Annotated in this window: 22 protein-coding genes; 6 read left to right on the forward strand and 16 right to left on the reverse strand. The window is 69.1% G+C overall.

Annotated features, from left to right (window positions below; all coding sequences use genetic code 11):
• Nucleotides 1-174 precede the first annotated feature (174 nt).
• Complete coding sequence (locus V3391_RS08845) at nucleotides 175-840, forward strand: response regulator transcription factor (RefSeq protein WP_332078066.1); 666 nt, start codon at nucleotides 175-177, stop codon at nucleotides 838-840.
• A gap of 230 nt (nucleotides 841-1,070) precedes the next feature.
• Here V3391_RS08845 and V3391_RS08850 read toward each other — a convergent pair whose 3' ends face one another.
• Nucleotides 1,071-2,372: an amidohydrolase family protein gene (locus V3391_RS08850; RefSeq protein WP_332078067.1), complete on the reverse strand. Its 1,302-nt coding sequence runs from the start codon at nucleotides 2,370-2,372 to the stop codon at nucleotides 1,071-1,073.
• Nucleotides 2,369-3,754, reverse strand: a complete 1,386-nt coding sequence (locus V3391_RS08855; RefSeq protein WP_332078068.1) for an amidohydrolase — start codon at nucleotides 3,752-3,754, stop codon at nucleotides 2,369-2,371. The genes V3391_RS08850 and V3391_RS08855 overlap by 4 nt, the downstream gene beginning before the upstream one ends.
• Nucleotides 3,755-3,930: 176 nt before the next feature.
• Here V3391_RS08855 and V3391_RS08860 point away from each other — a divergent pair, with 176 nt between their 5' ends.
• On the forward strand, nucleotides 3,931-4,707 hold the full coding sequence (locus V3391_RS08860; protein ID WP_332078069.1) for an AMP nucleosidase: 777 nt from the start codon (nucleotides 3,931-3,933) through the stop codon (nucleotides 4,705-4,707).
• Between the two features lie 257 nt (nucleotides 4,708-4,964).
• On the opposite strand, the gene V3391_RS08865 is transcribed toward V3391_RS08860, so the two are convergent.
• The gene (locus V3391_RS08865; protein WP_332078070.1) at nucleotides 4,965-5,387 is read right to left on the reverse strand and encodes a hypothetical protein; all 423 of its coding nucleotides are present in this window, start codon (nucleotides 5,385-5,387) and stop codon (nucleotides 4,965-4,967) included.
• Between the two features lie 106 nt (nucleotides 5,388-5,493).
• Here V3391_RS08865 and V3391_RS08870 point away from each other — a divergent pair, with 106 nt between their 5' ends.
• Entirely contained in the window at nucleotides 5,494-6,036 is a 543-nt protein-coding gene (locus V3391_RS08870; protein WP_332078071.1) for a DUF924 family protein, read from the forward strand.
• A 13-nt stretch (nucleotides 6,037-6,049) separates the two neighbouring features.
• Here the strand turns inward: V3391_RS08870 and cls are convergent, their stop codons facing one another.
• The 7 genes from cls to V3391_RS08905 form a co-directional block, all read right to left on the reverse strand.
• A complete protein-coding gene (gene cls / locus V3391_RS08875) occupies nucleotides 6,050-7,474 on the reverse strand; it encodes a cardiolipin synthase (protein ID WP_332078072.1) in 1,425 nt (474 codons plus the stop codon).
• A gap of 381 nt (nucleotides 7,475-7,855) precedes the next feature.
• A complete protein-coding gene (gene rpmG, locus V3391_RS08880) occupies nucleotides 7,856-8,020 on the reverse strand; it encodes a 50S ribosomal protein L33 (protein ID WP_096296520.1) in 165 nt (54 codons plus the stop codon).
• A gap of 11 nt (nucleotides 8,021-8,031) precedes the next feature.
• Nucleotides 8,032-8,268: a 50S ribosomal protein L28 gene (gene rpmB / locus V3391_RS08885; protein WP_096209782.1), complete on the reverse strand. Its 237-nt coding sequence runs from the start codon at nucleotides 8,266-8,268 to the stop codon at nucleotides 8,032-8,034.
• A 274-nt stretch (nucleotides 8,269-8,542) separates the two neighbouring features.
• A complete protein-coding gene (locus V3391_RS08890; RefSeq protein ID WP_332078073.1) occupies nucleotides 8,543-9,154 on the reverse strand; it encodes a DUF2894 domain-containing protein in 612 nt (203 codons plus the stop codon).
• Nucleotides 9,144-9,788 (reverse strand): OmpA family protein, encoded by a 645-nt coding sequence (locus V3391_RS08895; RefSeq protein ID WP_332078074.1) that lies wholly within the window; start codon nucleotides 9,786-9,788, stop codon nucleotides 9,144-9,146. Before V3391_RS08895 ends, V3391_RS08890 begins: the two co-directional genes overlap by 11 nt.
• Complete coding sequence (locus tag V3391_RS08900; protein ID WP_332078075.1) at nucleotides 9,785-12,136, reverse strand: DUF802 domain-containing protein; 2,352 nt, start codon at nucleotides 12,134-12,136, stop codon at nucleotides 9,785-9,787. The genes V3391_RS08895 and V3391_RS08900 overlap by 4 nt, the downstream gene beginning before the upstream one ends.
• Before the next feature lie 10 nt (nucleotides 12,137-12,146).
• A complete protein-coding gene (locus V3391_RS08905; protein WP_425497229.1) occupies nucleotides 12,147-12,878 on the reverse strand; it encodes a DUF3348 domain-containing protein in 732 nt (243 codons plus the stop codon).
• Nucleotides 12,879-12,980: 102 nt separating this feature from the next.
• On the opposite strand from V3391_RS08905, the gene V3391_RS08910 reads away from it, so the two are divergent.
• Complete coding sequence (locus V3391_RS08910; protein WP_332078077.1) at nucleotides 12,981-13,403, forward strand: hypothetical protein; 423 nt, start codon at nucleotides 12,981-12,983, stop codon at nucleotides 13,401-13,403.
• A gap of 343 nt (nucleotides 13,404-13,746) precedes the next feature.
• Nucleotides 13,747-15,507: a DUF2207 domain-containing protein gene (locus tag V3391_RS08915; RefSeq protein WP_332078078.1), complete on the forward strand. Its 1,761-nt coding sequence runs from the start codon at nucleotides 13,747-13,749 to the stop codon at nucleotides 15,505-15,507.
• 126 nt (nucleotides 15,508-15,633) lie between these two features.
• Here V3391_RS08915 and V3391_RS08920 read toward each other — a convergent pair whose 3' ends face one another.
• The 4 genes from V3391_RS08920 to V3391_RS08935 form a co-directional block, all read right to left on the reverse strand.
• Nucleotides 15,634-18,804: an efflux RND transporter permease subunit gene (locus tag V3391_RS08920; protein ID WP_332078079.1), complete on the reverse strand. Its 3,171-nt coding sequence runs from the start codon at nucleotides 18,802-18,804 to the stop codon at nucleotides 15,634-15,636.
• A gap of 296 nt (nucleotides 18,805-19,100) precedes the next feature.
• A complete protein-coding gene (locus tag V3391_RS08925) occupies nucleotides 19,101-20,090 on the reverse strand; it encodes an efflux RND transporter periplasmic adaptor subunit (RefSeq protein WP_332078080.1) in 990 nt (329 codons plus the stop codon).
• Nucleotides 20,087-21,382 carry a TolC family protein gene (locus tag V3391_RS08930; protein WP_332078081.1) on the reverse strand — a complete coding sequence of 432 codons (1,296 nt, stop codon included), beginning with the start codon at nucleotides 21,380-21,382 and terminating at the stop codon, nucleotides 20,087-20,089. Before V3391_RS08930 ends, V3391_RS08925 begins: the two co-directional genes overlap by 4 nt.
• Nucleotides 21,383-21,436: 54 nt before the next feature.
• Nucleotides 21,437-21,784 carry a DUF2946 family protein gene (locus tag V3391_RS08935; protein WP_332078082.1) on the reverse strand — a complete coding sequence of 116 codons (348 nt, stop codon included), beginning with the start codon at nucleotides 21,782-21,784 and terminating at the stop codon, nucleotides 21,437-21,439.
• A gap of 164 nt (nucleotides 21,785-21,948) precedes the next feature.
• Here V3391_RS08935 and V3391_RS08940 point away from each other — a divergent pair, with 164 nt between their 5' ends.
• Nucleotides 21,949-22,581 (forward strand): hypothetical protein, encoded by a 633-nt coding sequence (locus V3391_RS08940; protein WP_332078084.1) that lies wholly within the window; start codon nucleotides 21,949-21,951, stop codon nucleotides 22,579-22,581.
• A 4-nt stretch (nucleotides 22,582-22,585) separates the two neighbouring features.
• Here the strand turns inward: V3391_RS08940 and V3391_RS08945 are convergent, their stop codons facing one another.
• Nucleotides 22,586-23,506: a ParB/RepB/Spo0J family partition protein gene (locus tag V3391_RS08945; protein WP_332078085.1), complete on the reverse strand. Its 921-nt coding sequence runs from the start codon at nucleotides 23,504-23,506 to the stop codon at nucleotides 22,586-22,588.
• The gene (locus V3391_RS08950; RefSeq protein WP_332078086.1) at nucleotides 23,503-24,318 is read right to left on the reverse strand and encodes a ParA family protein; all 816 of its coding nucleotides are present in this window, start codon (nucleotides 24,316-24,318) and stop codon (nucleotides 23,503-23,505) included. Before V3391_RS08950 ends, V3391_RS08945 begins: the two co-directional genes overlap by 4 nt.
• Between the last annotated feature and the right edge of the window lie 158 nt (nucleotides 24,319-24,476).

The following is a 24,476-nucleotide window of genomic DNA, read 5'->3' on the forward strand; positions in this document are numbered from 1 at the left end:
GGATATGCGCGCGAAGCAGGGCGGCGCCCTGCTTCCCTCCGGGTGGACCGCCGGTGGCGCGGGGCGTGCACCGCGCGCCTTGCCCTGGCGGTCGGCCAGGGCGGCGTCACGCGATACCCGCCGCACGCCACCGACGACCTACGCATCACATCTCCAAAGGCATCACACGCTCCAATGACCACCCTGCTGATTGCCGACGATCACCCGCTGTTCCGCGAGGCACTGCGCGGCGCGATCTCCCGCGCCGTGCCGAACGCGCGCCTGCGTGAAGCGCACAACGTCGATGCGCTGTACGCCATGGTCGAATCCGAACCGGATGCCGACCTGCTGATGCTCGATCTCAACATGCCCGGCGTGCACGGTTTCAGCGCGCTGGTGCATCTGCGCGCGCAGTTCCCGCAACTGCCGGTGCTGATGGTGTCCGCGCGCGAGGAGCCGGCGGTGATGCGCCGTGCACTCGATCACGGCGCATCTGGCTTCGTGCCCAAATCCGCCGATGCCGAAACGCTGGCCCGCGCCGTCGCGCAGGTCCTCGACGGCGACCGTTTCGTGCCGGAAGCCGCCGCGTCCGCCGCCGGCGTGTCCCCGGGCGAACACGACGTCGCCGCGCGCCTGCGCGATCTCACCCCGCAACAGTTCCGTGTGTTGCAGATGCTCGGCGACGGCATGCTCAACAAGCAGATCGCCTACGAGCTCGGCGTGTCCGAAGCGACGGTGAAAGCGCACATGACCGCCGTGCTGCGCAAGCTCGGCGCGTCCAACCGCACGCAGGCGGTGCTGATCGCCGGCAAGCTCGCGGTCGATCCGGATCTGGACGGGATTCCGGCGGACGCGCGCTGAGGTCCACGCGCGCCGAAGCAGGCGCTCGCCAGAATCCGAGCCCCGTCATCCCAGCGAAGGCTGGGATCCATTTTCGCGATCAAGCGTAGCGACGAAGGTCATGCTGCCTGTCGCGGTGTCGGCTTGATCGCGAAAATCGAAATGGGCCCCAGCTTGACCGGACCTTCGTACGTTGAAAGCCGCTGGGGCGACGGGCAACAGCGGCGCTCCCATGAGGAGCGCCCCAAGCATCAACGCTTCCGATACGCCCGCGGCAACCCACCCTCGTTCGCCGGCGTTGCCGGACGCAGATAGCGATCCCGCAGTTCCGTCTGACGCGAGCGCATTTCGATCGCGCGGCCGTCGAACCACACCTGGTCGGCGGTGCTGGTGACGTCGAGCGGATCGCCCGACCACAGCACGAGATCCGCGGTGCGACCGACCGCGATCGTGCCGATGGAGTCGCCGACACCGAACGTCTCCGCCGGCACCCGCGTCAGGCCCGCGAGGCCTGCATCCCACGGCAGACCGTGCGCGACGGCGTTGCCGGCGAGCTGACGCAGCTTGCGCGCGTTGTGCGAGGCGTCGCTAGCCTGGGCGAAGCCGACGCGCACGCCGGCGGCCTGCAGGCGCGCGGCGTTCTCGAGCGTCGCGCCGATCTGATCGAAGTCCGACGGCAGGTTCACCAGCGGGTCGACGAACACCGGCACGTTCGCCGCGGCGAGGTCCGATGCGACGCGCCAGCCTTCGGCACCGCCGCGGATCGCGATGCGCAGGTTGTGGCGCTTCGACCAGCGCAGCAGCTGGCGGATGTCGGCCGCGCGATTGACGCCGACGACGATCGTGCCGCGTCCATCGAGATAGGGCGCCAGTGCGCGCTTGCCGGCCGGCGTCAGCGCGGCGACGTGCGAGTCGGCCGGCAGGCGGCCACGCGCTTCGTCGATCAGCTGGTCGAGCAGCATCCATTGCGCCGCGCGCGAGGATCCGCTCTGCTCCGCGCCGTCGGCGCCGAGCGAGAGATACAGCACCTTCGGGCCGGCGGGATCGACGCTGCCGTCAAGACGCATCACCGCGCCCTGGCCGCCGATGATCGAACTCGCACTGCCGGCCGAGATCAGCGTGAAGCCGATGCCTTCGACGCGCGCGACCGGAATCACGATCGAATCGGGATTGAACGCCAGCGTGACGTCGAACTCGGGCCGCACGGCCATGTCGCTGGCCTCGCCGAGCGACAGGCGATCGTCGCGCGTGCCGCGCTCGCCGGAGACTTCCTCGATACCGACGCCGGTCACGCCGCCGAACAGCGTCGGCGTCAGCGGACGGCCGTTGGCTTCGACGACCTGCGCGTCACCCGCGGCCAGGCCCGTGCCGACCGCGGCCACGCGGCCATTGCGCACCAGCACGTCGGTGTTCTGCAACGAACCCTGCGGACCGGCGGTGTGCACGGTCGCGCCGCGGATCAGCACCGACTGCGCGGCGACCGGCAGGGTGGCGGCGAGCAGCGCGCCGGTGACGATCAGGCGCGCCACGGCGCGCGGCAGACGGCGGCTCATCGGGCACCTCCATTGGCGGCGGCGCCCTGGCCGAGCATGAAATCCGACACCGGCTGACGCGCCGGATCGAAGCGGTCGTAGACGTGCGCGCCGTCGATCCACACCTGTTCGGCCAGCGCGTAGACGGTGAACGGGTTGCCGTTCCACAGCACCGCGTCGCCCATCTTGCCGGCGGTCAGCGTGCCGGTCTGATCGAGCACGCCCAGCGACTTCGCGGCGTTCTCGGTGAGCCAGCGAATCGCGTGTTCGGGCGTGATCTCGATGCCCGCGCGGTGTGCGCTGGCGATGACCTTGGCCGCTTCCTGGTTGAGTCGCTGGATGCCCTCGTCGGAATCGGAATGCACGATCGCGCAGCCACCCGGCGCGCGGTCGACGATCGCGATGTTCTCCTGGATGCCGTCGAAGGCTTCCATCTTGAAGCCCCACCAGTCGGCCCACAGCGCGCCGCAGACGCCCTCGGCGCCGAGACGGTCGGCGATCTTGTAGGCCTCCACGCCGTGGTGGAACGCGGCGACCTTGAAGTCGAATTCCTTCGCGAGATCGAGCATCTGCGCCATTTCGTCGGCGCGGTAGCAATGGATGTGCACGAGGATGTCGCCATCCATCGCACCGGCCATCGTCTCGACCTTGAGGTCGCGCTTGCCCGGCGAATCGCCGGCCTGCTTGCGGCGGTATTCGGCCGCGTCGATCAGCGCCGCGCGATAGCCCGCGACGTTGCCCATGCGCGTCGCCGGGCCGCCCTTCTGGCCGTAGACGCGCTTGGGGTTCTCGCCGCAGGCCATCTTCAGGCCGTAGGGCGCGCCGGGAAACTTCATGTCGGTGACCATCGTCGCGGCGACGTTCTTGAGCGTCACGCCGCGGCCGCCGATCAGATTCGCCGAGCCGGGCAGGATCTGCAGGGACGTCACGCCCCCCGCGAGCGCCGCGCCGAAGCCCGGATCCTGCGGCCACACCGAATGCTCGGCCCAGACCTGCGCGGTGTTGGGCGCGGTCATCTCGTTGCCGTCGCTGTGCGCGCTGGCGCCGGGGCTCGGATACACGCCCAGATGCGAGTGCACGTCGATGATGCCCGGCGTGACCCACTTGCCGGTGCCGTCGACGCGCTGCGCGTTCGCCGGTGCATCGAGGCCGATGCCGACCGCGGCGATACGCCCGTCCTGCAGCAGCACGTCCGCGCCCTCCAGGCGCTGGCCGTCGCCGACCAGCACGGTGGCGTTGGTGATCAGCACAGGCGCCGATGCGATCGGCGCATAGGTGCTGGCGTAGGCGGTCGCACCGACGTGCGAGGTATCGGACGACGCGGCAGGTTTGCCGGACGTGGACGTGGTGGCGCAGCCACCGAAAAGCGCGACCGCGAGCGCGGCAGACAACAGGCGGGACATCGGTAACTCCCCGAAAGCGTGTGGACGGATGGATTTCCCCGGCACGCCGGCGAGGCGGCGTGCGACAGCGTCCGAGTGTACCCGCGGCCGTGCGGCGCGCGCTGGGACCGGCGGCGTGTTCCGCGAAGCGCCGCGGGCCACATGCGAGAATGGCCGCGTACACGGAGAAGAAGACGATGAAAGAAAAAGAACAGATCGTCGAGAACTGGCTGCCGCGCTACACCGGCGTGCCGCTGGACCAGTTCGGCGAACACATCCTGCTGACCAATTTCAGCGGCTACCTGCATCACTTCGCCCGGCTCACCGGCGCCCAGGTGGTCGGTCTCGACCGGCCGATGCCCAGCGCCACGGCGGACGGCATCACGATGATCAACTTCGGCATGGGCAGCCCCAATGCCGCGACGATGATGGATCTGCTGTCGGCGATCATGCCCAAGGCCGTGCTGTTTCTCGGCAAGTGCGGCGGTCTGAAGCGCAAGAACCAGCTCGGCGATCTGGTGCTGCCGATCGCGGCGATCCGCGGCGAAGGCACCAGCAGCGATTACCTGCTGCCCGAAGTGCCGGCGTTGCCCGCGTTCGCCCTGCAGCGTGCGGTCTCGACGATGATCCGCGACCTCGGCCACGACTACTGGACCGGCACCGTCTACACGACCAATCGCCGCGTCTGGGAACACGACGCCGCGTTCAAGGAACGCCTGCGCGCGATGCGCTGCATGGCGATCGACATGGAGACGGCGACTGTGTTCGCGGCCGGCTTCGCCAATCGCATTCCGTCGGGTGCGCTGCTGCTGGTCAGCGACCAGCCGATGATTCCCGAAGGCGTCAAGACCGAAGCGTCGGACGCACTGGTGAGCGCGGACTTCGTCGAGCGGCACATCAACATCGGTATCGAGGCACTGAAGCTGATCCGCCGGCACGGCAAGTCGGTGCGGCATCTGCGGTTCGACGAGTAGCGCCGGGCAGCGTCTCCAGAGGGTGAGATCGTTCGAGCATCGAGCACCTCTCCCTCCGGGAGAGAGCCTGCCCCGGACCTGATCCGGGGTCGACGCGCAAAGTGTGTCGGGTGAGGGCATGTAGTGAGGTACATCGAAAAGCGCCCTCACCCCCATCCCTCTCCCGGAGGGAGAGGGACTCGACACAATGATCGAACGCGCGCCCACGAAAAAGCCCGGCATTCGCCGGGCTTTTTCGTACCACCACCGCGACTCACTCAGTTCGCCGCGGGGCGCTTCACCGCGTAGATCAGACCATCGGCGTGCGCCTTGATCAGATCGGCCTTGGCGATCTGGATCTGCTCGCTCTCGTCGAACTCGATCGTCGAGAGATCGCCCTTGATGTCGCTGCGTGACACCGACTTCTCGGCCGAGGCCGCGTTCTCGGTGATCACCACCACGCCAGCGGCATCGGCGGAGACGACCTTCATCAGGCCGTAGGCCGGATCGATCGGCTTCTCGGCGTCGTCGGTGAATTCGTAATCGGAGAACTCGCTGAGCTGCGCGGCGTAGAGGTCGCCGACGGCTGGCGCTTCGAGCAGCGCCTTGTCGGCGTCTCCACGCTGGCAGGCGGCCAGCAGCATCACACCGGACAGGACGAGCAGGGCAGGCAGCAGCAGGCGGATCGGGCGACGCGTCATGGAGCACTCCGATGGATGGGATGGATGATCGCGCCGAGTATAGGGCGCCGTGGCGGCGAAACCACACGTGGTGCGCGGTCTGGACGGCCGCGCTAGTCTGCGCGCCATGGATACGATCACACCCGATGATGTCGTCGCCTTCTGGCGACAGGCCGGCATGCAGAAATGGTTCCAGGGCGGCGATGCTTTCGACCGCGAATGCGACGAGCGCTTCCGCGATGCGCACTTCGCCGCGGGCCGTCGCGAGCTGGAAGACTGGCTCGAGACCGCCGAGGGCGGACTCGCGTTGTTGATCCTGCTCGACCAGATTCCGCGCAACATCTTCCGCGACAGCGGCCACGCCTTCGCGACCGACAGCCTCGCGCGCCATTATGCGCAGCGCATGATCGACACCGGCCACGACCGCAGCTTCGATGCCGACCTGCGCGGCTTCGTCTACCTGCCGTTCGAGCATTCGGAAGACCTGGCCGATCAGCGACGTTCGGTCGCGCTGTTCGCCGACGTCGACAACGCCGAGTACCGCAAGTACGCGCAGGCCCATCTCGACGTCATCGAACGCTTCGGGCGGTTTCCGCACCGCAACCGCGCGCTCGGCCGCGTCAGTACGCCGGACGAGCAGACTTGGCTCGACGAAGGCGGCGGCTTCTAGCGCGCCGCTAGAGTCAGAGAAACGAATCCGCCAGGCGCGCGATGCCTTCGACGCTGCGCCGCCAGGTCGGCCTGCGCGCCCACGCGTCTGCTTCCAGCACGTCCGACTCGCGCAGATAGTCCTGCTCGATCTCGCGCAGCCGCGCCACGACACCCGCGTCGAAGCACAGCAAGCCGGCTTCGGCATTGAGCATAAAGCTGCGGATGTCGAGATTGCTCGAACCGACGAGCGCGATGTCGTCGTCGATGCTCAGATGCTTGGCATGCAGGAAGTGCGGCCGGTACAGCGCGATGCGCACGCCGGCGGCGAGCAGTTCGTCGTAGAACCCGGCCTGCGCCCACGCGGTCAGGCGCTGGTTGTTGGTCGCCGACAGGATCAGCTGCACCGACACGCCCGACAACGCGGCGACACGCAGGGCGCCGAGCGTCGCCTCGTCGGGCACGAAGTAGGGCGTGACCAGCACCGCCCGCCGGCGCGCACGCTGCACGAGCGCGACGAACACATCGCGCGCGTTCTCGAACGGATACGCGGGACCGCTCGGCAGCAATTGCGCGGGCACCTGGCCACTGGGCGCGATCGGTGGCGCGTCGACTTCCAGCACTTCGCCGGTCTCGATGTACCAGTCGCTGGCGAACAGCGCCTGCAGTTGCGCGACCACCGGCCCGCGTACGCGCGCGACGACCTCGCGGTTGGGATGGCCGGGCACGAAGTCCGGATCGGCAAGATTCTGCGAGCCGGTCAGCGCGAGGCGGCCATCGATCACCGCGATCTTGCGATGGTTGCGCAGGTCCATCCGCGCACTGCGACGCCATGCCAGGCCACCGGCCAGTGTGGCCTGCACGCTGACGCCGGCATCGCGCAGCGGGCGTCGGAACGCGCGCAGTCCAGGCTTGGCACCGACCGCATCGAGCAGCAAGCGACAGCGCACACCGCGGCGTGCCGCACGTTCGAGTGCCGCGGCGACCGCGCGGCCGGCGGTGTCGTCGCGCATCAGGTAATAGAGCAGATGCACCTCGCGCGTCGCCGCGTCGATGTCGTCGATCAGGCGCTGCAGGGCGCCTGCGTAATGGTCGAGCAGCTCGACCGCATTGCCATTGGTCGGCATGAAATCGCCCAGCCGCTCCACCAGCCGCGCGGCATCGGCGGGCGCGGAGAACGCATCGGGCGGACACCAGCGCAACGCGGTCAAGGGCGCCTGCCGCTGCCGGATCAGCCGCGACGCCCGCGCCTGCCGCTCGCGCCGCAGCTTCGACAGCCACGGATGACCGAGCAGCAGATAGGCGGGGAGTCCGAGCAAGGGCACGAAGCCGATCAGGAGGAGCCAGCTGCGCGCGGCCGACGGACGCGTGCGTGCGGGAATCCACAGCAGGGCCGCGATCCGGATCAGCCAGTCGGCCACGAGGATCCACAGGCCGATGTGCAGGTCGTGATTCGACATGCGTTCGAGTGTGGCATGCGGGTGTGGCGGGGATGGGTGAACCGGTTTCTTCGGGCCTGCAGTTCTCTAATCGCGCTGGCGCCGTGAGCCCCTCTCCCTCTGGGAGAGGAGTTGGGGTGAGGGTCGCGCGCTGTGCGGGCCTTGGGGCCCTTCACCAGATTCTCGAATCCCAGACACACAAAACCCGCCTTGCGGCGGGTTCTGCATTGAAAGCACTGGATCCCAGCCTTCGCTGGGATGACCTACCGGCAGCCACGCGCGTTGCGCGCGGGCCGCACAAACACAAAACCCGCCTCGCGGCGGGTTCTGCTTGAAGACACTGGATCCCGGCCTGCGCCGGGATGACGCAACGTCAGCCGCGCTGAAGCGCGGGTCGTTGCGTCACTTGATCTTGCCTTCCTTGTAGATCACGTGCTTCCGGACGACGGGGTCGTACTTCTTGAACTCCATCTTGCCGGGGGTGTTCTTCTTGTTCTTGTCCGTGGTGTAGAAATGCCCGGTGTTGGCCGAGGAAATCAGACGGATCTTGTCGCGCTTGCCTGCCATGTTCTAACTCCTCAGACCTTTTCGCCGCGGGCACGAAGCTCGGCGAGGACGACGTCGATGCCGTTCTTGTCGATGGTGCGCAGGGCCTTGGTGGATACACGCAGCTTGATCCAGCGGTTTTCGCTGGCAACCCAGAAACGACGCTCATGCAGGTTCGGCATGAAGCGGCGACGGGTCTTGTTCATGGCATGCGACACGTTGTTGCCATGCGTCGTACGCTTGCCAGTGACTTGGCAGACTCGGGACATTACGCACCTCGAAGTATTGGAATCGCCCTTAGCCAGGGAGATGGCGGCCCCGATGGCGTGGCCATCGCGCGGTACGGGAAGGAATTCTCGCTGCACCACTGCCGGGAATCGCGCTTCCGGAAGGCAGGTCAGGCCATGTCGCCATGGGCTGGACGCAACGAGCCGGCCATTCTGCTGAAATTCCCCTTGCCGCGCAAGGCCTTGGCGTGAAAGGGCATGAGTTGCCCCCGGTAGCCACGCGTTTGGGCGATTGGCATTTGTCGATGGAGCCGGCTCAGCCCCGCTTGCGCGCCCGCGGCTTCGCCCGGGGCTTCGCGCCCGCCGCTGGCGCGGTCTCCTTGCCGGTCAGCACGCCGGCGTCCTGCAGGGTCTCCAGCCAGGACAGCGTGTCCACATAGGCCAGGAACTGGCGCAGGTACTCCGGCGACAGGCCGCCCATCAGGGTCAGCGCGCGATGGGCGAGGGCGGCCGAGTTCAGTGGGCCGGCGCCGGTCGGCACCTCCGCCAGCGACTTGCGGACCTGGCTGCCGGTGCGCAGCGTCGACCACAGCGCGCGGAAGTCGTCGACGGCAGGCAGCTCGGGATAGACCGCATTCGATGCTGCGCTCTCTGCGCGTGCCGTCATGCCGTCGACCAGTGTGCCCAGCGCACTGCGCGTCGGCGCCGAACCGTGCGCGTCGCGCGATCTGCGTTCGACATCGCGCGCATACGCATCGATCCGCGCCGCCAGCGTCGCATCGAGCGCCTGCCACGCGGCGCCGTGCAGCGTGGATGCGCGCCGGTGCAAGGCGGCGATGCGATGGAAGCGCAACGGGTCCATGCGGTCGGCGCCGGTCGCACGCCAGCCGTCGAGCACCGCGTCGATGTCGATTCGATCAGCGGCCATCGGGCTGGGCAGCGGCCTGCAGGCGCGGCACCGGCGCCATCTCCACGCGGCGGTTCTGCGCGCGGCCTTCCGCATCCGCGTTGGAGCCCACCGGCTGCTGCGCACCGAACGCTGCGGCGAACACCGATTCGGCCGGGACGCCTGCGGCGATCAAGCCGCGGGTCACGTTCAAGGCGCGCTGCGCCGAGAGCTCCAGGTTGTCGGAGAACCGGTTGCCGTCGCGCACCAGACGGTCGTCGGTGAAGCCGCTGACCATCAGGATCTCGTCCCGCGACGCCAGATACTCGCTCAGCGGCCCGGCCAGGCTCTGCAACAGCTCGCGGCCTTCGGGCTGCAGCTGGTCGGACGCGTCGGAGAACAGCACGCTGCCGCGGATCCCGATGCGGCCGTCGACCAGGGTGATGCGGCCCGCGGCCAGCGGCGCGGCCAGCGCCTGTTCCAGCGTCTGGCGGCGCTGCGTCTCGGCCTCGCGCTGGGCGATCTCCGCATCCAGCTTGAGTTCCAGCTGCAGCTGCACGCCGATCACGCCGACCAGGATCAGCACGAACGCGCCCAGCAGCACCGACATCAGGTCGCCGAACGCGGCCCAGATCGGCGCGGACGATTCGTGATCGCCTTCCAGCTCGACGCTCATGCGGTGGCGGCGCGCGTTGCGCCCAGCTGCTGCAGGTCTTCGATGATCTGCTTCTGCGCCAGCACGCTGAGGTCCACCACCTCACGCGCCTGCGCCACGTAATACGCCAATTGCTCGTCGCTGCGCGCCAGCGATTTCTCCAGCGCGTCCTCGATGCCCTGCAGGCGCGTCGCGAGCTGCTGGTTCGATTCGCCGAACACGTCCACCGCTGCGCCGAAGGCCTCGCCGAGACTCGCGACCTCCGCCGCGCCGACGCTGAGCGTCGTCGCCACGCCGTCGAGCTTGCCGGTCTCGGCAGCGATGTGATCGGTGAAGCGGGTGCCCACGCGTTCGAGCAGATCGGCCGAGGTCGCCACCAGCGCATCGATCGCCGCGCGCTGTTCGGTCGACGCGTGGTTCACCGCGCTCAGCAAGGTGTCGAGCGTCGACAGCATCTGCGTGCGTTCCTCCAGCATCGCGGTGTCGCGCACCATGCTCTCCGACAGCGACTGGCGCAGTTCGGCGATGACTTCGGCGGCCGCGCGCGGCGCTTCCGACGCGGTGTCGACCAGGCGCGAGATTTCGGCGATGGTCTCGCTGGCATGCGCCTGCGTCTGCGCGCCGATGGTGTCGGCCGTGGTCGCCAGCGTGTCGCAGATCGCCTGCTGCTGGCGCGTGGTCTCGGCGCCGGCCTGCGCCCAGTCCTCGCGCAGCGCGGCGCCCATCGCGGTGAGGCTGTCGGTCCACGCGGCCAGTCGCTGCGCATCCTGCGCGGCGAGCGCGGTCTGCAGGCCGGCATGCGAACTGTCGAGTTGCTGCAGCAGGGCGGCCGAGTGGGTTTCGAACGTCGCCGCGGCCGCGGTGAGCGCCTGCTGGTGCTGTGCGCTCATCGCATCGTTCGTGGCGGCCTGCTTCGCGAGTGCATCGTGCCAGGCGGCACTGACCGTGCCGGCGGTCGTGTCGAGACGCGTAGCGACGCCGTCGACCAGTGCGGTGGCGCGCTGCGCGAAGGTGTCGCCGATACCGTCGAGCGCGCTGCGCAGATCAGATGTCAGCGTGGCATGCGACGCCTGCTGCGCGGCCAGCGCGTCCTGCCAGCGTGCGACCACGCTTGCCGTCGACGCGTCGAAGCCGGTCGTCAGCGCTTGCAGCTGGCGGTCGACGGCGCCGGTCACCGTCTCGTGCAGCGCGGTGGTCTGCGCGCTCGTCGCATCGAGACGCGTGGTGACGTCGCCGAGCAGCGCGTCCGCGCGCTGCCCGAACGTCGTGTTGAAACCGTCGAGCGCGCCACGCAGATCGCGCGCCAGGGTTTCGTTCGACGCCTGCTGGCCGTCCACCGCCTGCTGCCAGCGATCGGCCACAGTCGCGGTCGAGGCTTCGAAGCCGGCGGTCAGCGTCTGCAGCTGGCGCTCGACCGCGTCGGAGACCGTCGCCTGCAGCGCTGCGGTTTCGCGTGCCAGCGCGGCCATCGTCGTTTCGAACACCGGCTGCAACGCGGCCGTCGCGGCGCGCGCGCTGTCGGCAACGCTGGTCTGCAACGCGCGTTCGACCGAGCCGGCCAGCTGCGTGTAGACCGCTTCGGTGCGGCCGTGGAAGGCATCCTGGCTGGCGGCGTGGCGCTCACCCGACGCGGCGTGCTGCTGCTCGATCGTCGCCATCATCGCGCCCAACCGCTCGACCAGCGCCGGCATCACTTCGGTCTGCTGCTGCAGCAGACGCAGGGTTTCCTCGCGCTGGTGCGCCTGCGAATGCGTGCGCAGCGTCGTCGCGGCGGCCACGTCCAGCAGCTGCACGACGTGCGCGCGTTCGCGGCGCAGCAACGCCGAGGCCAGACCCAGCATCGCCGAGGTCGCGATGCCCGCGATCGACGTGCCGAACGCGAAGCCCAGGCCCTTGACCGGCGCGGCCAGCGAATCGCGGATCGCCTGCAGATCGGTCGCCGTCTCCAGCGCCATGCCGGTGCCGCGCAGCATCACCATCATGCCGAGCAGGGTGCCCAGCATGCCGAGCAACACCAGCATGCCGACCAGATACGGCGTCAGGGCCGGCACCGGCAGCGCGACGCGCTCGCCCTCGATGCGCAGGCGCATCGCATTGCGCAGACCGGCGTCCAGCCCGCCCAGCCAGTCGCCCAGCGACGCCGGCGGTGCGTTCAACTGCGCCACGCCATCGGCCAGCGTCTGCGTGGCCTGCCGGTAGCGCAGCAGTTCCAGCCCGCCGGCGACGTAACAGGCGCCGATCAGCAGCGTGACGGCGAGCGCCAGCGTGTTCGAACCGATGTAGCCGATCGCGATCCAGCCGACCACGGCCAGGCCGAGGGCGAACACGAACGCGGGAAGGAGAGTGGTGTGGCGACTGCTTGGGGACATAAGGACTGCGTCAGTGGGTGCGAAGCGCTGCGAGCAGCCCCTCGACCGGTTGGAAACGGACATCCAGCTCGGCGATCAGCACGCCCTGCATGTCCCTGCGAAAACCATCGAGCCAGGCCGCGGACGGATCCGTGGCCGACACACCTGCGGCGGCGCGCAGCCGCTCGAAGTGCGTTTCGAGCAATGCCGGCACCGCACCGAGCAACGCGTGCTCGCGCGGGCTCAGCGCGCCCTCCATCACCGCGTCCACCTCGGCCAGCCGCGCCATGTCGGCGGAGCGCTGCGCCAACCGGTCACGCAGATCGCCGCGCAATCGCCCGGTTGTGATCAGCATCGACCGCTGCAGTGCCAGATACCGCTGGCGGAACGGCGCGAAGTCGATGGCAACTGCCGGTGCGGCATCGGCGTCGTCATCGTTCGAAGCCACAGCCGCCTGCGGTTGCGGAATCACCAACTCCGGCGCTTCCGTGATGGACGCCAGCAGCGTCGCCCGTGCCTTGGCACACACCGCCGCATCATCCCGATCAACGACTTGCGCGTCTTGTTCAGCCTCGGACGCCTTCGCGTCCAGCACCTTCGACAGCACCACCGCCCGCGTCCAGTCGATCCACTGGCTCAAACGCTCGGCCGGCGCCGGGCCGCCTTGCGGCAGCGTGTCGTCGGTCAGGCGGGCCAGCAGCCGGATGAAGGTCGGGCCGCGGAAGGCGGGGCGGGGCGGGGCGTCCAATAGCGAAGCGAGCAAAAGACGGGCATTTTACAGTGCTGCCGGTAACCGGCGGGCTGGTCATCATTCGAATCAGTCCGCCGCCCTGGAGCACAAACGAAGGGATGCAGCATGCAGCGCATGAAACGGATCGCAGTGGTCGTCGGAAACGCCGTCGTCTTGGCCGCGCTCGGCGCATGCTACGCGCGTATTCTCGATTATCTTCTCGTACCTATCGCCAGTGTCTTCGGCAGCGCGCTTTCCACGGCGGAAAAGATCGCGACAATCGCCATGTCGGTCGGACTCGCATGCGCCGCGGTGTTCGTCTTCAACCGGCTCATGACGCGCCAGCACATGCTGGTCTTGGGATGCAGCTGCGCGCTCTTCGCGTACGTCCACTTCTACGTCCTGATGTTCTGGCCCGATCTTTCGGCGACGTTTCTCGCGTTCTACTCGGTCCACGGCTTATTCGCACTGCTGTCGTGCACCGGTGCGCCCCTCATGACAGGCATCATCTGGCATCGTCGCACGCGTTTGAATGGATTCGGTGCGCTGATCCGCTGAGCCTCGTGTGGTACCGGAGAATCTGTCTGATAGCCGCATCGCAACATTTTTCAGGTTGCGGCCGGATCGCGAACTGAGGGTGCTCGTCTCGATGATGGTGGCCGCACCGGGACGGGCCATGGCAGATCGCGGCATCGCATTCGCGCGCCGCCGGCGCAGGCCGCGTCATCCCCTGCAGAACGATCAGCGAGCGACATGCGGCGCTCGCATGGCCCGAGTCGTCCACGGCGTAGAGCCTTCCCGGACGCACGCTCGCGCGACACCGCCACGCCTGCGGTGTGATCATCGGCATTCGCGTCGCGGGGCACTCCATCGGCGCGTTCCATCCCCAGGGAACCGCCCGATGATCCGTCTGCTGCTGTCGTGTCTGCTGTTGCTGTGCACCGTGCCGCTGCTGGCGCAGGAACGCATCCTGTCCTACGACAGCGATCTGCAGCTCAATGCCGACGGCAGTCTGGACGTGACCGAGCGCATCCGGGTCCGCGCGGAAGGCGAGCAGATCCGCCGCGGTATCTATCGCGATTTCCCCACGCATTACCGCGACCGCTACGGCAACCGGGTCGTGGTCGACTTCGAAATGCTGGGCCTCACGCGCGATGGGCAGCCCGAGCCGTTCTTTCTGGAAAACAGGTCGAACGGCGTGCGCATCAACACCGGCAATGACGATTTTCTGCCGGTGCCGGCGGCGTTCACGTACACGCTGCGCTTTCGCACGTCGCGGCAGCTGGGCTTTTTCGACACGCACGACGAGCTGTACTTCAACGCGATCGGCCACGGTTGGGCGTTTCCGATCGAAACCGGCGGTGCGACGCTGCGTCTGCCACGCGACGTCCCCGCCGCCGATCTGGCCGCCGAGTGCTACACCGGCGCGCAGGGTGCGACGACGCAGGCCTGCACGGCCGAGGTCACCGGTCCGGGCGCCGCGCGCTGGACACTGACTGCACCGTTGCAGCCGGAAGAAGGGCTGACCACGGTGCTGTCGTTTCCGAAAGGCCTGTTCGTCGAGCCGACCCGCGCGCAGCGACTGCGCTGGATGCTCGACGACAACCGCGCGGCGCTGATCGCGCTGGCCGGACTGATCGTGATGCTGGCCTTCGGCCTGATGCGCTGGCGCAAGGTGGGGCGCGACCCGAAGGCAGGCCCGGTGGTGGTCGAGTACGACCCGCCCGACGATCTGTCGCCCGCCACGCTGCGCTACATCGAGAAGATGCACATCGACACGCGCGGGTTCTCGGCCGACGTGCTGTCGCTGGCCGTGGCCGGGCATGTCGACATCCATCGCGACGAGAAAGTGCTCAAGCAGGACGACTGGCGCGTGCAGCGTGCCGCCGGACCGGGCCGACCGCTTGCGCCGGGCGAAGCCGCCTTGCTGGCGGACCTGTTCGAGGACGACGATGCCCTGACCTTCGACCCCGGCAACGCCACACGCATGGTGCGCATCCTCAACGCGCACCGGGTGCGCATCAAGCAGGCGATGGCCACGCGCTTTCCCGGCGGCCTGTACCGCTACAACGGCGGCAGCATTGCGTGGATGGCACTGCTGCTGGCGGTGTTCTCGATCGCGACGGTGATGTTCGGCATCGGCACCGGTTCGGGCCTTGTGCTCGCGTTGCCCTTGCTGATCGTCATGGTGGTGGTGTTCCTGGTGTTCGTGTTCCTGCTGCCGACGGTGACGCCCGCAGGCCGCCGCATGCGCGACCGCATCGAAGGCTTCCGGCGCTATCTGACCGTGGCCGACAAGCAGGATCTGCAGCGCCTGACAGCACCGGATGCGGACGCGCCCACGCTGGATGCGGGCCGTTTCGAAGTCCTGCTGCCGTATGCGGTGGCGCTGCAGGTCGAGGATGCGTGGACGAAGAAATTCACCGCCGCCGTGGGCGCGAGCGCGGCGGCGGCAGCGACCGCGTCGATCGGCTGGTACTACGGAAGCAGCGCGCACGGCGCCCCGGGCATTTCCGACATCGCCGGTTTCAGCAAGGCGATCGGCAGCGGGTTCACCGGACAGATCGCGTCGTCGGCGTCGCCGCCCGGGAGTTCGTCGGGAAGTGGGGGCGGTGGGTTTTCGGGTGGGGGCGGTGGAGGTGGGGGCGGCGGCGGGCGGTGAGCGATGCGTTGTGTCGCCGAGAGCGCCCCCACCCCAACCCCTCTCCCTGAGGGAGAGGGGCTCAAGGGCCAGTCGGTCGCGCGGGGTGCGGGCCGCCGAAAAGGCACATCCCTCTGACCCGCGACTTCAAGTCCGATCGGCCCGCCGATGCACCCACCGATACAACACCGGCAACACGAGCAGCGTCAGCAGCGTCGACGAGAGGATGCCGCCGATGACCACCGTCGCCAGCGGGCGCTGCACTTCCGCACCGGCGCCGACGTTGAACGCCATCGGCACGAAGCCGAGCGAGGCGACCAGAGCGGTCATCAGCACCGGACGCAGGCGCCCGAGTGCGCCTTCGACGATCGCGGCGTGCAGATCGAGGCCGTCGTCGCGCAGCTTGCGGATGAAGCTCAGCATCACCAGTCCGTTGAGCACGGCGACGCCTGACAGCGCGATGAAGCCGACACCGGCAGAGATCGACAGCGGAATGCCGCGCGCCGCCAGGGCGAGCACGCCGCCGGTGAGCGCGAGAGGAACGCCGCTGAAGACCACCAGCGCATCGCGCAACGAGCCGAACGCCATGAACAGCAGCGCGAGGATCACCGCCAGCGTCAGCGGCACCACCAGCGACAGTCGCCGGCTGGCCGACGCCAGTTGTTCGAACGTGCCGCCGTAGTCGATCCAGTACCCGGTCGGCAGCGTCACCGAAGCGGCGACGGCGCTCTGCAGCTCGCCGACGAAGCCACCCAGATCGCGCCCGCGCACGTTGGCGGTGACGACGATGCGGCGTTTTCCGTTCTCGCGGTTGATCTGGTTCGGCGCGAGCTGCGTGCCGATGGTCGCGACTTCGCGCAGCGGCACCGTGCGGGGTGTGCCACTGGCCCAGCTGCCGCCGCGATCGGATTCGTCGGCGCTGTCGGCGGCGGCGCCCGGGAGCGGAATCGGCAGGTCGGCCAGCGCTGCAGGATCACCGCGCAGTGACTCGGGCAGCCGCACGACGATGTCGAAACGGCGGTCGCCATCGAAGAGCTGGCCCGCCGTCTCGCCGCCGATCGCCGCGGCGACCACGCGTTGCACGTCGCCCGGGTTGAGCCCGTAGCGCGCCATCGCGCGTGGATCGGGCGCGATCTCCAGCAAGGGCAGGCCGTCGACGGCTTCGATGCGCACGTCGGCGGCACCGTCGATGCCCTGCAGCACGCGTTCGATGTCGGTGGCGACCGCCTGCAGGCGCTCGAGATCGTCGCCCTGGATCTTCACCGCCACGTCGCTGCGCACGCCGGAGATCAGCTCGTTGAAGCGCATCTGGATCGGCTGGGTGAACTCGTAGTTGTTGCCGGGCAGGGTCTCGGCGATGGCTTCGAGCTCGCCGACCAGCGTGGCGCGTGGCTTGCGCGGATCGGGCCAGTCCGCGCGCGGCCTGAGGATCAGGAACGTGTCGGCGACCGACGGCGGCATCGGGTCGTTGGCGACTTCGGCGGTGCCGATCTTCGAGAACACGCGTGCGACCTCGGGCACCTGCAGCAGGCGGCGTTCGAGCGCGCGCTGCATCGCCACCGACTGTTCGATGCCGGTGCCAGGCACGCGCATCGCATGCAGTGCGATGTCGCCCTCGTCGAGGCCGGGAATGAACTCGCTGCCCATCCGCGTGGCCAGCCAGCCGCAGGCCAGCACCAGCACCAGCGCGCCGCCGACGAGCCAGCGTCCGTGTCGCAGCGCCCAGTCGAGCGCGGGCGCATAGCCGCGACGTGCGGCGCGCATCACCCGGTTGTCGTGCTCGGCGACGCGGCCGCGCAGCAGCAACGCGATGGTCGCCGGCACGAAGGTCAGCGACAGGAGCATCGCGCCGGTCAATGCCAGCACGACGGTGATCGCCATCGGATGGAACATCTTGCCTTCCACGCCTTCGAGCGCGAACACCGGCAGATAGACCGCGGCGATGATGCCGAGCCCGAACAGGCTGGGCCGGATCACCTCGGCGCTGGCCGAGGCCGCGACCGCGTGCCGCTCGCGCGTATCGAGCAGGCGGCCGAGCCGCTGCTGCGCTTCGCCGAAGCGGCGCAGGCAGTTCTCGACGATGATCACGGCGCCGTCGACGATCAGCCCGAAGTCCAGTGCGCCCATGCTCATCAGATTCCCGGACACGCCGCCCTGGCGCATGCCGATGACGGTGAACAGCATCGTCAGCGGAATCACCAGCGCGGTGAGCAGCGCCGCGCGCACGTTGCCGAGCAGCAGGAACAGCACCACGATCACCAGCAGGGCGCCTTCGATGAGGTTTTTGGCGACCGTGCGGATGGTGCGGTCGACCAGCGCCGTGCGGTCGTAGACCGCGACTGCGCGCACGCCGTCGGGCAGGCTCGCATTCGTTGCCTCCAGCCGCTGCGCCGCGGCCTGCGCCACGGTGCGGCTGTTCTCGCCGAACAGCATCAGCACCGTGCCGAGCACGACTTCCGCGCCGTTCTGCGTGGCCGCGCCGGTGCGCAGTTCGCGGCCTTCGCCGACGCTCGCCACATCGTGCACGTGGATCGGCACGCCATCGCGCCGCGCCATCACGATGTTGCCGATCGCTTCGACATCGGCGACCTGGCCGGACACGCGTACCAGCAGCTGCTGGCCGTTGCGTTCGATGTAGCCGGCGCCGACGTTGCGGTTGTTGTTGGCGACCGCAGTGACGACGTCATCGAACGTGAAGTCGAGCGCGACCAGCAGCGCGGGATCGGGCGTGATGTGCACTTCCCGCGCGAAACCGCCGATGGTGTCGACCTCGGTCACGCCGCGCACATTGCGCATCTGCGGCCGCACCACCCAGTCCTGCAGCGTGCGCAGATCGGTCGCGGTGTAGGGCGTGCCGTCCGGCTTGCGCGCATCCGGCTCGGCCTCGACGGTGTACATGAAGATCTCGCCGAGCCCGGTCGCGACGGGACCGAGAGTCGGCTCGACATCGTCCGGCAGCTGCCCCTGCACCTGCTGCACGCGCTCGGCGACCTGCTGCCGCGCGAAGTACAGATCGGTGCCGTCTTCGAACACGACGGTGACCTGCGACAGGCCATACGCCGACAGCGAACGCGTGTAGTCGAGCCGCGGCAATCCGGCGAGCGCGGTTTCGATCGGAAAGGTCACGCGCTGTTCGGTTTCCAGCGGCGAATAGCCCGGCGCGGCGGTGTTGATCTGTACCTGCACGTTGGTGATGTCGGGCGTCGCATCGATCGGGAGTTTCGTGAAACTCCAGCTGCCGACGGCGACGAGCAGGAGCGTGGCGGCGAGTACCAGCCAGCGGTGGCGGATGGAGGCGTGGATGAGGGATTCAAGCATGGAGGGTTCCGTCGCGCTTGCTCACGAAGCGGATGCCTTGGCGCCTCGTGCAGACGGTGAGGCTCGGCGTGAGCCGGACGCCGTCCCCGCGCGTGCGCGATGACGTCGCGATACCTGATGCCGCATCACCGTCATTCCCGCGGCAGCGGGAATCCATTCTGATCTCGGCGGACTGCGTGTGGGCGCGACATCCGTCCAGCGAGAGCGAGAATGGATGCCTGCTTGCGCAGGCATGACGGGGCGCGCGGGTTGCGGGAAGCACGCGGGCCGAACGGATGTCACGCGATACCGCTGCCTCAATGCGCATGACCCGCCCCCGCCTTCTCCAGATCCGCCTTGATCGTGTAGCTCTGTGCGATCACCACGTCTTCGCCCACCGCCACGCCCTCGACGATCTCGACCTGGCGCGCATCACGCCTACCGAGCGTCACCGTGCGTTTCTCGTAGCGATCGCCCTCGCGCACGAACACCACGTCGCGGCCGTCCATCTGTTGCAAAGCGGTCAGCGGCACGACGAGATCCGCCGGCTGGGTCGACACGGTGACCATCGCGCGCACGGCAGAGCCGGGGCGCCACTGGCCGTCGGCGTTGTCGAGCGTGGCGCGGGCGATCGTGCTCTGGCTCGCGGTGGCGGTGTCGGGCAGCACGCGATCGATACGCGTGTCGGCAGTCGCGCCGTCGCCGAGGCGACTGATCGTCACCGGCGAGCCGGCGGCGAGATGCTCGGCATCGCGTCCGAAGACATGCAGGTCGACCCACAGCGTCGACAGATCGGCGATCTCGTACAGCACCGCGCCTTCGTTGGCGCTCTGGCCGACGGACGCGTTGCGCGCGAGGACGGTGCCGGTGATCGGCGCGGCGACCGTGTACGTCGACAGGCTGAGATTGCTCTCGATCGTCGCCAGCGCCTGGCCGGCGCGCACGCGGTCGCCGACTTCGGCGTGCAGCCGGCGGATCGGCCCGGGGAAGCGTGCGGTCACGCGGGCGTTGCCGCTTTCCAGCGTGGTCAGCAGGCCCTGCACTTCGTGCTGGTCGGCGATGGTGCCGGCCGCGGCGGGCGCGACGCGGATGCCGACGTCGTCGGCGATGTCGGCTGCGATGGTCGTGGCGTCGTCTGCATGCGCCTCGTCTGCGTGCCCGTCATCGGCGTGCGCGTCCGCGGGTGCATCGGCAGGCGCACCGGACGTGTCGGCAGCCAGCGGCGTCGACGGTGCGCTGCACGCGGGCAACAGCAGCAACAGGGCGAGCGCGAACGATGCGGCAGTGACATGGTGGAACGTCCTCATCGGGCGTCTCCTTCGAAGGGGACGGGCGTCGCATGCGCGACGACGAGGGACTGGCCGGTCAGGCGCTGCAGTTCGATCAGGGCGATCTGCGCGGCTTCGGCGGCGTCGAGTTGCTGGCGCAGCGCATCGCTGCGCGCGTCCTGCAGTTGCGACCATTCGAGATACGACACCGCGCCTGCGCGCCACGCACGCTCGGTGGCGCTGGCGGCGCGATCCAGGCGCGGCAGCACGTCGCGCGCGAGCAGCGAGACCGCCGACTGCGCGACGCGATAGCGGCCGTGCGCGTCGGCCAGCGTGGCCTGCAGTGCACGATCACCGGCATCGCGCTCGATCGAGACCAGTGCGAGTTCCGCGGCTGCGGCGCGGATCGCCGGCTGCGCACGCGCGCGACTGCCCAGCGGCACGACGAGGCCGCCGACCAGCGAGGTGTCGCCGTTCTCGCGCTGATGGCGGATGCCGGCCTGCCAGCCGATGTCCGGCGTGGCGTCGCTGCGCGCGAGCTGCAGCCGTGCTTCGGCGATGCGTGCCTTGTCGTTGAATTGCAGCAGTTCCGGCGATCGCGCAAGCAAAGCGCGCAACGTCTCGAAGTCGGAAATGTCCGGCAGCGCCAGCGGATCGCTGTCGGCGACGACGACTCCACCCTCCGGATCGCCCCACAGCATCGACAGGCTGCGCTGCGCGGTCTCGATCTCCAGTCGCGCATTGGCGGCCTGCAGTTCGGCCTGCGCCTGCGCCGCCTGTGCGGTGAGCACGACCGCTTCGGGTGAGGCACCGGCGGCGAAGCGCTGGCGCGCCGCGGCCACGAAGCGCGTGCGCTGCGCGACGTCGGCCTGCGCGATTTCCAGGCGCCGCATGGCGACGACGATCGCGAGATGGCGACGCGCGGTGTCGGCCAGCAGATCGACGCGTGCGGCTTCGCGCTGCAGGGCCAGCGCATCGATACGGGTCTGCGCGAGCGCGCGGCGTGCATCGGGCTTGCCGCCGCGTTCGAACACGCCGGCCAGCGTCAGTGTGGTCTCGAGTGTGCGCACGGGCGCATCGCGGCCGAGGTTCTCGATCTCGATGCCGGCTTCCAGCGGCGGTCGCAGCGCGGCGACCTCGCGTTCGGCATCGAACACCGCGCGCTGGCCGTCGAACAGGCGCAGATCGGGATGGGCATCGGCGACACGCGCGAACGCGTCATCGAGGGTCAGGGCCTGCGCGCTGGCGCGCACGGGTACGGGCGCCGACTGCGCGGCCACGAGGCACGGCGCAGCGGCGAGGGCGGCCAGGGCCGCCAATCGCAACAACATGGGAACGCTCCAATTCCGGAATGACGAAAAGCCGGCCTCAGGCCGGCGCGCGCGTCATGCGGAAATCGGCGGGCGCAGCAGGGAATCGGGCACGCGCGCGGGCGCGGAGTCGGACACGGGCAATGCGGGGTGCGACATCGCCAGCGGTGCCAGCAGCGATGCCACCGGCGGGAGCGCGGGCGTATGCGCGCCACAGGTGGCGCAGTGCGCGACCGCGTGCAGCAGGTCGCCGCCGTCCTCGTGCGTGTCGGGTGCGTGGTCGTGCTGCTCGGCGGTCTCGCCGTGCGAGGCCTCGTAGGTGTTGCCCATCGCCACCAGCACCGGCGCTGCCATCAGCCCGAACACCAGCAGCGCCAGCAGCAGCCGGCGCGACCAGGACAGGGAGTTGGCGAAGCGATGCATCCGCGCAGCCTAGGCGCTGCGCACGGCGTTACACAATTCCAGCACACGCGTGCGCAGCGCGGTGGACCGTTCGTGGCGCTTTCTGCGTTGGATGGGAAACGGGCCGGATTCGCGCGCAACCGCCAGCCCACCATCGCGCTTCGCGCAGCGACCGAGAGACCGCCATGACCCGATCCCGCCTGCGACATGCCGTGCCCGCGTTCGCGCTGGGCCTGCTGTGCCTGACGGCCGCCGCCGCGCCACCGCCGACCGACAGCCGTGAACGCGATCCGGACATCGCCGACCGCCTGCCGCGACCGGAGGTCCCGGCACTGCGCCGGGTCTGCGCGCAGCCGTTCGAGAACCGCGGCACCTTCGTCATGGGCGCGAACGTCACCGGCGCCGGCGCGTCTTCGGACTTCGTGCCCGAGAACCGGTATCTCGAAATCCGCCAGGTCCGCGCCACGCTGCGCGGGCCGGGATTGTCGGCCGGCGATCTGTCCGCCAGCGTGTCGGGCGAGAGCGGCTGGTACGACATGCGGTTGTCGAACGACGCCATCATCTGGACCGCTGCCGCGGACGGTCCGCTGTATGCGGACCGCGGCAGCCGGATCAAGTTCGTGGCGTATCGCAACAGCGGCAGTGATCGCGCAGTGACCGGCGATTACGTGATCCGCGGCTGTCTGGTGGACCGCGTGCCGCAACGGATCACGCGGCCCGACATCGATGTGCCGCGCCTGCCGAAGAAGCGGCTGACGCCACGCGAGCCGGTGGAGATGACGCCGCTGCGGCGGCCGGCGGTGCCCGCCGGCGGATGACGCCTCAGGCGCGCTGCGCGCGCAGGCGCTCGAGCACGCCGTCGAGCGCTTCGAGATTGCCGTAGTGGATCACCAGCCGGCCCTTGTTGCCGCGGCCGTTGGCGATCGACACGCGCGTGCCCAGCGTTTCCGACAGTTCGTTCTCCAGCGAGACGATGTCGGCCTGCGGGCGCGCCTTGTTGCGCGCGACGGTGCGCGTGTCGCCGCCCGGCACGCGACCGGCGGCGAACTGCTGCGCGCGATGTTCGACTTCGCGCACCGACCAGCCGTGCTCGACGGCGTCGCTGGCGAGCTTGCTGGCGAGTTCGGGCGAGAGCGTCAGCAGGGCGCGGGCGTGGCCCATTTCCAGCTGCCTGGATTCGACCAGGATGCGGATCGCCGGCGGCAGTTCCAGCAGACGCAGCAGGTTCGACACTGCGGCGCGCGAGCGGCCGACGGCCTCGGCGGCCTGTGCGTGGGTGAGGTCGAATTCGTCGATCAGCCGCTGCAGCGCCTGCGCTTCTTCCAGCGGGTTGAGGTCTTCGCGCTGGATGTTCTCGATCAGCGCCATCGCGACGACTGTGCGGTCCTCGACGTTGCGCACGACCGCCGGCACTTCGCTCAGGCCGGCCTGCTTCGACGCGCGCCAGCGCCGTTCGCCGGCGATGATCTCGAAGGTGCGGTCGGGGCGCTCGCGCACCACCAGCGGCTGGATCACGCCCTGCGCCTTGATCGACTCGGCCAGCTCGGTGAGCTTGTCGGCGTCCCAGTGCTTGCGCGGCTGGTACTTGCCGGCGCTCAGCGCATCGATCGGCAGCACGCGCAGCGTGTCCTGCTCGGTCGCTTCCAGGCTGGCCGGCGCCTCGGCTGCGGCCTTCGGGCCGAGCAGGGCTTCGAGGCCGCGGCCCAGACCGCGCTTCTTGGCGGGCGTCTTCGCAGCGGTCATGCCGGCGTCTCCATGGCAGTGGCGTCCTGATTGCTCTTCTGTGCGTCGCGTTCGCGCTGGCGGCGGATCACTTCGCCGGCGAGACCGAGATAGGCGATCGCGCCGCGCGAGCCCTTGTCGTAGCCGACGATGCTCTGGCCGTGGCTGGGCGCCTCGGCCACGCGCACGTTGCGCGGCACGATGGTGCGGAACACCTTGTCGCCGAAGTGGTTCGTCAGCTCGCCCGACACGGCATTGGCGAGGTTGTTGCGCACGTCGAACATCGTGCGCAGCACGCCCTCGACCTCGAGCTTCGGATTGAGGTTCTGCTTGATCGCATCGATCGTCTGCAGCAGTGCGGTCAGGCCTTCGAGCGCGTAGTACTCGCACTGCATCGGCACGAGCACCGAATCGGCGGCGGTCAGCGCATTGAGCGTCAGCAGCGACAGCGCCGGCGGACAGTCGATCAGGATGTAGTCGTAACGCGCGCGCAGCGGTTCGAGCACGCGCTTGAGGCGCTGCTCGCGATCGTCGGCGCCCATCAGTTCGAGCTCGGCGGCGGTGAGATCGGTGTTGCCGGGAATCAGGTCGACCTCTTCCTCGGTCTGCACGATCGCATCACCGGCCTCCACCTCGCCCAGCAGCACGTCGCAGGTCGACACCGGCACGGCGCCCTTGTCGATGCCGCAGCCCATGGTCGCGTTGCCCTGCGAATCGAGGTCGACCAGCAGCACACGCTTGGGCGTGCGCGCGAGCGCCGCGGCCAGGTTCACGGCCGTCGTCGTCTTTCCGACGCCGCCCTTCTGGTTGGCGATGGCGATGATGCGGGCCATGGGCTCCGTGCGAGGTTCAGGAAGGGAATCGGCCACCGCGGGCGGCGGCCGGACCGGGGATTATGCCCCCCAAGGGTCGCTTGGGGACACCGATCCGGCCGCGCGTCGGCATCACCGGGGCGAAGCGGTTGCAGATGAACCGGGGATGCGCGGCCGGG

Source organism: Luteimonas flava (assembly GCF_036584485.1).
Taxonomy (GTDB): domain Bacteria; phylum Pseudomonadota; class Gammaproteobacteria; order Xanthomonadales; family Xanthomonadaceae; genus Luteimonas; species Luteimonas flava.

Coding starts and splice junctions, on each gene's coding strand:
- V3391_RS08845 (WP_332078066.1), top strand. CDS start 175: ATGACCACCCTGCTGATTGCCGACGATCACCCGCTGTTCCGCGAGGCA.
- V3391_RS08850 (WP_332078067.1), bottom strand. CDS start 2,372: ATGAGCCGCCGTCTGCCGCGCGCCGTGGCGCGCCTGATCGTCACCGGC.
- V3391_RS08855 (WP_332078068.1), bottom strand. CDS start 3,754: ATGTCCCGCCTGTTGTCTGCCGCGCTCGCGGTCGCGCTTTTCGGTGGC.
- V3391_RS08860 (WP_332078069.1), top strand. CDS start 3,931: ATGAAAGAAAAAGAACAGATCGTCGAGAACTGGCTGCCGCGCTACACC.
- V3391_RS08865 (WP_332078070.1), bottom strand. CDS start 5,387: ATGACGCGTCGCCCGATCCGCCTGCTGCTGCCTGCCCTGCTCGTCCTG.
- V3391_RS08870 (WP_332078071.1), top strand. CDS start 5,494: ATGGATACGATCACACCCGATGATGTCGTCGCCTTCTGGCGACAGGCC.
- cls (WP_332078072.1), bottom strand. CDS start 7,474: ATGTCGAATCACGACCTGCACATCGGCCTGTGGATCCTCGTGGCCGAC.
- rpmG (WP_096296520.1), bottom strand. CDS start 8,020: ATGGCAGGCAAGCGCGACAAGATCCGTCTGATTTCCTCGGCCAACACC.
- rpmB (WP_096209782.1), bottom strand. CDS start 8,268: ATGTCCCGAGTCTGCCAAGTCACTGGCAAGCGTACGACGCATGGCAAC.
- V3391_RS08890 (WP_332078073.1), bottom strand. CDS start 9,154: ATGGCCGCTGATCGAATCGACATCGACGCGGTGCTCGACGGCTGGCGT.
- V3391_RS08895 (WP_332078074.1), bottom strand. CDS start 9,788: ATGAGCGTCGAGCTGGAAGGCGATCACGAATCGTCCGCGCCGATCTGG.
- V3391_RS08900 (WP_332078075.1), bottom strand. CDS start 12,136: ATGTCCCCAAGCAGTCGCCACACCACTCTCCTTCCCGCGTTCGTGTTC.
- V3391_RS08910 (WP_332078077.1), top strand. CDS start 12,981: ATGAAACGGATCGCAGTGGTCGTCGGAAACGCCGTCGTCTTGGCCGCG.
- V3391_RS08915 (WP_332078078.1), top strand. CDS start 13,747: ATGATCCGTCTGCTGCTGTCGTGTCTGCTGTTGCTGTGCACCGTGCCG.
- V3391_RS08920 (WP_332078079.1), bottom strand. CDS start 18,804: ATGCTTGAATCCCTCATCCACGCCTCCATCCGCCACCGCTGGCTGGTA.
- V3391_RS08925 (WP_332078080.1), bottom strand. CDS start 20,090: ATGAGGACGTTCCACCATGTCACTGCCGCATCGTTCGCGCTCGCCCTG.
- V3391_RS08930 (WP_332078081.1), bottom strand. CDS start 21,382: ATGTTGTTGCGATTGGCGGCCCTGGCCGCCCTCGCCGCTGCGCCGTGC.
- V3391_RS08935 (WP_332078082.1), bottom strand. CDS start 21,784: ATGCATCGCTTCGCCAACTCCCTGTCCTGGTCGCGCCGGCTGCTGCTG.
- V3391_RS08940 (WP_332078084.1), top strand. CDS start 21,949: ATGACCCGATCCCGCCTGCGACATGCCGTGCCCGCGTTCGCGCTGGGC.
- V3391_RS08945 (WP_332078085.1), bottom strand. CDS start 23,506: ATGACCGCTGCGAAGACGCCCGCCAAGAAGCGCGGTCTGGGCCGCGGC.
- V3391_RS08950 (WP_332078086.1), bottom strand. CDS start 24,318: ATGGCCCGCATCATCGCCATCGCCAACCAGAAGGGCGGCGTCGGAAAG.